Origin of the sequence: Vibrio sp. Vb1755, from assembly GCF_033338635.1 — a bacterium.
Lineage (GTDB): Bacteria > Pseudomonadota > Gammaproteobacteria > Enterobacterales > Vibrionaceae > Vibrio > Vibrio alginolyticus.
Map to the genome: position 1 here is coordinate 1 of NZ_JAWOTA010000062.1, position 2,288 is coordinate 2,288.

1 protein-coding gene and 2 tRNA genes are annotated in these 2,288 nt (G+C 43.8%); all 3 read left to right on the top strand.

The window, feature by feature from the left end:
* Position 1 precedes the first annotated feature (1 nt).
* The 3 genes from R7E00_RS22495 to R7E00_RS22505 all read left to right on the top strand — a co-directional run bounded on the left by R7E00_RS22495 (position 2) and on the right by R7E00_RS22505 (position 2,287).
* Positions 2-77 (top strand) — tRNA-Asn (locus R7E00_RS22495).
* 275 nt (positions 78-352) lie between these two features.
* The gene (locus R7E00_RS22500) at positions 353-1,978 is read left to right on the top strand and encodes a methyl-accepting chemotaxis protein (RefSeq protein ID WP_258481683.1); all 1,626 of its coding nucleotides are present in this window, start codon (positions 353-355) and stop codon (positions 1,976-1,978) included.
* Positions 1,979-2,211: 233 nt separating this feature from the next.
* A tRNA-Phe gene (locus R7E00_RS22505) sits at positions 2,212-2,287 on the top strand.
* The last annotated feature ends 1 nt before the right edge of the window (position 2,288 follow it).

Genomic DNA, 2,288 nt, shown 5'->3' on the forward strand with positions numbered 1-2,288 from the left:
TTCCTCCTTAGCTCAGTTGGTAGAGCGACGGACTGTTAATCCGCAGGTCGCTGGTTCGAGCCCAGCAGGAGGAGCCACTTTTAAAGCCGCATCACTTGATGCGGCTTTTTTGTATCTGCTTTATACGTCATTTCTCACTTTCCCATTTATCTGCACTTCATTTCTAAACATCAGCGAACATTAAATCCTTTCTTCAAAAATACTTATTTCACGCTAAAAATTTAATCCTCATCGTAATTTCAATACGCATTAGTATCCGAGCATATTTATCTTCACTAAGATGCCCAAGTTATTACATTTCTTCTTTTAGCTATGCCTTGCATAGTGATAACACTTTATTTGTGAGCTAAATATGAAACTAAAAACTCAAGCCTATTTATTATCTGCGATCATATTGCTAGCTCTCCTAGCTCTGACCGCAACGGGCTTATGGACACTTCGCGTCGCAAGTAACCTTGATAACAAAGCTCGAGTTACTGAGCTATTTAAAAGTGCGTACAGCATACTTACCGAAGTAGAAAAGATGGCTATCGAAGGCAAAATGCCGGAAGACGAAGCGAAAGCATTAGCCACTCGCCTACTTCGTAACAATATCTACAAAGACAACGAATACGTTTATGTCGCAGATGAAAATATGATGTTCATCGCCGCACCACTAGACCCTCAACTGCACGGAACCAGCTTCCATGACTTTAGAGATGGCAGTGGTAATAGCGTAGGCCAACTCATTCTAGATGTATTGGGGCACAAAACAGGTCAGATCGTTGAATATACCTGGAGCCAAAAACAAGCTGATGGCAGCATTGAAGAAAAACACTCGATAGCAGAAAAAACACCACACTGGGGCTGGGTTGTCGGTACAGGTATTGGCTTTAATGAAGTTAACGCACGTTTTTGGTCGACAGCACAATGGCAGCTTGTGCTGTGTCTGATTATCGCGGGAAGTATTCTAAGTGGCCTGATCATTTCGATTCGCAAAATGCTTCATCTACTTGGTGGAGAGCCTAACGACGTGCGTAAAGCAGTTCAAGCTGTCGCTCAAGGAGACATTCAGACCAGTTTTGATACTGTGGCACCGAGAGGAAGTATCTATCGTGCCGTGCAAGATATGAGTCAATCACTAGCTACTATGGTGACAAACCTAGAGAAGTCTATGCATGCACTGCGCGCAGAGTTGTTTGCCGTAGAGGCTCGATCAAATACGATTGCCGATCTTACCGTATCTCAGCAGCAATCAACGGCGATGATTGCCACTGCGATGACTGAAATGGCATCTTCAGCCAACCATGTTGCCAATTCAGCAAGCGACACCGCAAACAATACGGACGAGGCTGACAAACAAAGCCAACATACTCAGAAACTCATTCATAACACGGTTGAAAACATTCAAGGTTTAGCTTCTCAATTAAATACTGCGAGTAAAGCGGTCGCCGATCTAGATCAGGATGTAAATAATATTGTAAAAGTGCTCGATGTGATTGGTGATATTGCAGAGCAAACAAACCTATTGGCACTCAATGCAGCCATTGAAGCAGCACGTGCTGGAGAACAAGGCCGAGGCTTCGCAGTCGTTGCTGATGAGGTACGCAACCTAGCAGGACGCACACAAGACAGCACAAAAGAGATTCAGTATATGATCTCCAATCTGCAAGAAGGCTCTCGCAATGCCATTCACACAATGGAAATATGTGCAGAAACCAGTGAAAGCACTGTTACAGAGTCTAAGAATGCCTCTGAAGCTCTACAGCAAATTGTAACGGCGTTAGAATCTATCACCACAATGAGCCAGCAGATCGCTACTGCTGCCGCTGAGCAGACGCAGGTTAGCGATGATATTGCGCTACGCATAAACCTTATCGAGGAAAGCGGAGGCCAACTCAACTCTGTCGTAACCGAGAGCCAATCAAGTACTCAAAGTTTAGCTTCACTAGCGAATGAGCTAGAAGGTTGGGTAAACAAGTTCTCAGTAAAGCACTAGTTTAAAGTCAATTGTTCAATAAAAAGCACGTTTTCAGACGTGCTTTTTTGTTTTTATCGCCTTTATTTTGCAAGTGAACACACTATCAATGTTAAAACATCGCTTAAAGCATGGCGCATTGCTGCTAAAAACGCATAAAAACAGCCCACTCCGAGCACAAATTCATCAAACGATATTTTATTTTAATTTTATTGTTGACCTGAAAGCCGAAAAGCCTTTTAATACACCTCGTCGCCCGGATAGCTCAGTCGGTAGAGCAGAGGATTGAAAATCCTCGTGTCGGTGGTTCGATTCCGCCTCCGGGCACCAC

Coding starts and splice junctions, on each gene's coding strand:
- R7E00_RS22500 (WP_258481683.1), top strand. CDS start 353: ATGAAACTAAAAACTCAAGCCTATTTATTATCTGCGATCATATTGCTA.